The 4,463-nt window shown below is 62.1% G+C and carries 3 protein-coding genes, 1 pseudogene and 1 riboswitch; of the genes and pseudogenes, 2 read left to right on the forward strand and 2 right to left on the reverse strand.

What is annotated here, in order from left to right:
* Positions 1–87 precede the first annotated feature (87 nt).
* Entirely contained in the window at positions 88–1,401 is a 1,314-nt protein-coding gene (locus HT737_RS03095; protein WP_182401388.1) for a sorbosone dehydrogenase family protein, read from the reverse strand.
* Between the two features lie 65 nt (positions 1,402–1,466).
* Positions 1,467–2,051: a hypothetical protein gene (locus HT737_RS03100; protein ID WP_182401390.1), complete on the reverse strand. Its 585-nt coding sequence runs from the start codon at positions 2,049–2,051 to the stop codon at positions 1,467–1,469.
* A 165-nt stretch (positions 2,052–2,216) separates the two neighbouring features.
* Positions 2,217–2,448: riboswitch (cobalamin riboswitch) on the forward strand.
* Between the two features lie 80 nt (positions 2,449–2,528).
* On the opposite strand from HT737_RS03100, the gene cobO reads away from it, so the two are divergent.
* Positions 2,529–3,140 carry a cob(I)yrinic acid a,c-diamide adenosyltransferase gene (cobO, locus tag HT737_RS03105; protein ID WP_041074346.1) on the forward strand — a complete coding sequence of 204 codons (612 nt, stop codon included), beginning with the start codon at positions 2,529–2,531 and terminating at the stop codon, positions 3,138–3,140.
* Positions 3,137–4,463 (forward strand): annotated as a pseudogene (locus HT737_RS03110) (cobyrinate a,c-diamide synthase); the annotation flags it as partial. The gene cobO and the pseudogene HT737_RS03110, both read left to right, overlap by 4 nt.

Genomic DNA, 4,463 nt, shown 5'->3' on the forward strand with positions numbered 1-4,463 from the left:
AGCGGTGTATCAGTCAACTCAATGGAGGCTGACACTCCGCATTCGCGAGCAGGCTCGCTCCCACAGTTGTTTTGTAGCGGGCCCACGTTACTTGGCGGACGACACTCGCCACACCTTGTTCCCCACATCATCGGCCACCAGCAAACCACCTTGCTGGTCGATCACCACGCCTACCGGGCGGCCCAATGCGTTCTCGTCCTTGTCGAGGAAGCCGGTCAGCACATCCACCGGTGCTCCGTTCGGCTTGCCGGCGGTGAATGGTACAAAAATCACCTTATAGCCACTATGCGGTTTGCGGTTCCACGACCCGTGCTGGCCGATAAACGCGCCTTCCTTGAACTGCGCGGGCAAGTTGTTGCCCTCGGCGAAGGTCAGGCCCAACGAGGCGGTGTGCGGGCCGACGGCATAATCCGGAGCGATGGCCTTGGCCACCAGATCCAGATTCTGCGGCTTCACCCGCACATCCACGTGCTGACCGTAATAGCTGAAAGGCCAGCCATAGAAGCCACCGTCCTTGACCGAGGTGATGTAGTCCGGCACCAGGTCGCTGCCGATTTCGTCACGTTCGTTGACCGCTGTCCACAGCGCGCCTGTGGTGGGCTCCCACGCCAGGCCGTTGGGGTTACGAATGCCCGAGGCGAAGATCCGGTGATTGCCCGTGGCGCGACCCACTTCCCAGATCGCGGCGCGACCTTCCTCTTTATCCAGACCATTCTCGCCGACATTGCTGTTCGAGCCCACGGTGACGTACAGCTTGCTGCCGTCCTTACTGGCGATGACGTTCTTGGTCCAGTGATGGTTCAGGGTGCCGCCCGGCAGGTCGGTAACCTTGATCGGCTGTGTCTTGATCTCCGTCGCACCGGGTTCGTAGTGGAAGCGCAGCAGGCGATCAGTGTCAGCGACGTACAAATCGTTGCCGACCAGGGTCATGCCGAACGGCGAGTTGAGGTTCTGCAGAAACACCGTGCGGGTCTCGGCCACGCCGTCGTGATCGGCGTCGCGCAGCAGGGTGATACGGTTCGGGCTTGGCACGCCGGCACCGGCTTTGCCCATGACTTTCTTCATCACCCAGCCGCGAATACCGCTGCTGTCATCCGGTTTGGGCGGCGCGTTGGTTTCCGCCACCAATACGTCACCGTTGGGCAGCACGTAGAGCCAGCGTGGGTGATCGAGGCCTTCGGCAAATGCAGCCACTTGCGTACCGGCTGCGGCGGTCGGTTTGCCACCTGCAGGCCAGCCGACCGCTGGGGCGATGTTCACCGTCGGGATCAGGGTTTTGTTCGGTTCAGGCAGTTTCGGTGACGGACCGGTGCCGTCGGAAACTTGCAGGCTGGAGGATTCACCGCAGGCGGCGAGCCCTCCGGCGAGAGCGATGACGAGAGCGAGTCGGGTTTTGCGCATTGCTGATCTTCCCTATGAATGCATGCTTAATCATAGAGAACCCTGCGCACCCGATGGTTCAACCGCTATCCGCGAGCCTCTTTGAACAGCACGGCGATGCCCGGGTGATAATTGCCCGCTTCGCTGCGCAACTTGCGGTAGGCGTAGGGGAAATACCAGGCCACGGCGCAGCAATGCTCCTTTTGCAGGTCGTCGACCATGTCCTGCAGTTCTTCGGGGCTGGCACTGTGCTGGGCCTTCTGCGGGGCGACGAACAGACAGCCGAGCTTGAGGTCGCTGGCGAAGCTGATGCGTTTGGCATCGCTGGTGATGTCCAGCAGGGCCTGAGTCAGGTTGAGGTTGTTGACCCGCGGCCAGCGCTGGGTCGCCTGAAGGTAGGCGCGGTCTTCGGCCCCGGCGATGAACAGGTCGGCGCGGGCATTGCGCTCGCCGTCCTCGTTCTGTTTGCGGGTGGTGGTATCGCAGAGGGTCACCAGTTCGGCCATCCAGGCCGCAGCGGAAAGCAAGCCGAGATTGGCTTTCTCGTCATGCCAATAGGGCGTGTCGTTGTCACCGCGTAACGCGTTGTAACGGTCAATACAGTCAAACCAGCGTTCAAGCACCGGGCGCAGGAATTCCAGGCGCGGGTTGCTGATGATCATGCCTTGCATCGTCATCATCCTTATTGTTGTGGTGTGCTTTTTTCAATCAAAAGCATGGCTCTTTGATATCACTTGTCTCAGTGTGGCACAAGATTGGCGTCAGATAATTGATCGGCGGCAGTTATTCGCCCGACGGCCCCCTCTTTAATTGACGCTCCACCCCCAACCCTCTAACCTTCGCGGCTTGTTTCAGGTGCTCTGTGACGCGTGTCGACAGAGTGAAACAGGGAAGCCGGTGAGGGTTGTCTTCAGGTGAAGCACGATCACGATCCCGGCGCTGCCCCCGCAACGGTAAATGAGTGAAAACTGCGCATTGAGCCACTGTGTCGACCGACGCGGGAAGGCGCGCAGTCAGGCGATTCGCCGCTCATGAGCCCGGAGACCGGCCTGATCCATCCAGCGGCATCACGGTGGGCGATGCCAGGCTTTTTGCCGTCTGTTCTTGTGCCTGCCCGCCGTTATCCAGCCTCAACGGAGAGCTCCCCCATGACCGATTCCCCCGAGCGCGACGAACGCCATCTGGCGCGTATGCAGCGCAAAAAAGCCGTGATCGACGAACGCATCGCCAATTCCCCTGACGAGTGCGGCCTGGTGCTGGTGTTGACCGGCAATGGCAAAGGCAAAAGCAGCTCGGCGTTCGGCATGCTTGCCCGTGCCATGGGCCACGGCATGCAGTGTGGCGTGGTGCAATTCATCAAGGGCCGCAACAGCACTGGTGAAGAGTTGTTCTTCCGCCGCTTCCCCGAGCAAGTGCGTTTTCACGTGATGGGCGAGGGTTTCACCTGGGAAACCCAGGATCGCCAGCGTGACATCGCCGCCGCTGAAGCTGCGTGGGCAGTGTCTCGCGAGCTGCTGCGTGATCCGTCGATCGGCCTGGTGGTGCTGGATGAACTGAACATCGCCCTGAAACACGGCTACCTCGATCTGGATCGAGTGCTCAGCGACCTGCAGGCGCGTCCGCCGATGCAGCACGTGATCGTCACCGGTCGCGCGGCCAAGCCGGAAATGATCGAAATGGGCGATACCGTCACCGAAATGGGCATGCTCAAGCACGCCTTCCAGGCCGGCATCAAAGCGCAGAAAGGCGTCGAACTTTGAATCAACCACGTCACTGCCCGGCGGTACTCATCGCCGCGCCGGCCTCCGGTCAGGGCAAGACCACCGTCACCGCCGCGCTCGCTCGCTTGCATCGCAACCAGGGGCGCAAGGTGCGCGTGTTCAAGTGCGGCCCGGACTTCCTCGACCCGATGATTCTCGAACGCGCCAGCGGTGCGCCGGTGTATCAACTGGACATGTGGATGGTCGGCGAGCAGGAAAGCCGCCGTCTGCTGTGGGAAGCCGCCGCCGAAGCCGATCTGATCCTGATCGAAGGCGTGATGGGCCTGTTCGACGGCACCCCGTCCAGCGCCGATCTGGCGCGGCACTTCGGCGTGCCGGTGCTCGGCGTGATCGACGGTACCGCCATGGCCCAGACCTTTGGTGCACTGGCGCTGGGGTTGGCGCGTTATCAGCCGGACCTGCCGTTTGCCGGGGTGCTGGCCAACCGCGTCGGCACCTTGCGTCATGCGCAATTGCTCGAAGGCAGCCTCACCGAAGGTCTGCGTTGGTACGGCGCGCTGTCGCGGGAAACCGGGATCGAGCTGCCGAGCCGGCACCTCGGTCTGGTGCAGGCCAGCGAACTGAATGATCTGGATCTGCGTCTCGACGCGGCCGCCCAAGCGTTGGCCAGCAGTTGCGAGGTAGCGCTGCCACCGGCCGTGGAGTTCGCCGCGCCTGAAGTGATCCCTGCTGAGCCGCTGCTCGACGGCGTGCGCATCGCCGTCGCTCGTGACGAAGCCTTTGCCTTCACCTACGGTGCCAGCCTCGATCTGCTGCGGGCGATGGGCGCCGAGTTGAGTTTCTTTTCGCCGATCCGCGATACCCAATTGCCCGACGCTGACAGTCTGTATTTGCCCGGTGGTTACCCGGAATTGCACCATGTCGCGCTATCGCAAAACGTGGCAATGCTCGATGCAATCCGTGCGCACCATGCTGCCGGCAAACCGCTGCTTGCCGAGTGCGGCGGCATGCTCTATCTGCTCGACGCGTTGACCGATGTCGACGGCATCCGCGCCGAACTGGTCGGGCTGCTGCGCGGTGAGGCAGTGATGCAAAAACGTCTGGCGGCACTGGCACTGCAAGCGGTGGATTTGCCAGAAGGTTCGTTGCGCGGCCACACCTATCACCATTCCCTGACCAGCACCGAACTGACGCCGATTGCCCGGGGAGTCAGCCCGAATGGCGGGCGCGGGGCGGAGGCGGTTTATCGGGAGGGGCGGATGACGGCGTCGTACGTGCATTTTTACTTTCCGTCGAATCCGACTGGCGATTGCCGCATTGTTTGCGCCAGATCTCAAGGCCGCCATCGCTGGCAAGCCAGCT

This window comes from Pseudomonas sp. MD195_PC81_125 (assembly GCF_014060985.1).
Lineage (GTDB): Bacteria > Pseudomonadota > Gammaproteobacteria > Pseudomonadales > Pseudomonadaceae > Aquipseudomonas > Aquipseudomonas parakoreensis.

Coding starts and splice junctions, on each gene's coding strand:
- cobO (WP_041074346.1), top strand. CDS start 2,529: ATGACCGATTCCCCCGAGCGCGACGAACGCCATCTGGCGCGTATGCAG.
- HT737_RS03100 (WP_182401390.1), bottom strand. CDS start 2,051: ATGCAAGGCATGATCATCAGCAACCCGCGCCTGGAATTCCTGCGCCCG.
- HT737_RS03095 (WP_182401388.1), bottom strand. CDS start 1,401: ATGCGCAAAACCCGACTCGCTCTCGTCATCGCTCTCGCCGGAGGGCTC.